The 270-nt window shown below is 39.6% G+C and carries 1 rRNA gene; it reads right to left on the bottom strand.

From position 1 onward, the window contains the following. Nucleotides 1-90 (bottom strand): 5S ribosomal RNA (gene rrf / locus TR08_RS26415); the annotation flags it as partial. Between the last annotated feature and the right edge of the window lie 180 nt (nt 91-270).

Genomic DNA, 270 nt, shown 5'->3' with positions numbered 1-270 from the left:
GACAAAGTCCCAACTACCATCGGCGCTGAGAAGCTTAACTTCCGTGTTCGGTATGGGAACGGGTGTGACCTTCTCGCCATTATTGCCAGACCTATTTTTCTCAAAGACATTTTCTATTATACTGTCTTTTCAAAGATTTTCAAGAGGTTTTTGAAAAAAATTCATTCCCTCAAAACTAGATAATGTAGAAGAAGTTGTAAAACGAGTTCGCTTTAAAAATTGGTTAAGTCCTCGAACGATTAGTATCAGTCAGCTCCACACGTTACCGCG

Origin of the sequence: Neobacillus niacini, from assembly GCF_000759675.1 — a bacterium.
GTDB classification, from domain to species: Bacteria; Bacillota; Bacilli; order Bacillales; family Cytobacillaceae; genus Neobacillus; species Neobacillus niacini_A.
The sequence above is the reverse complement of the archived record's forward strand: the minus strand, read 5'-3'. Positions and strand labels throughout refer to the sequence as shown.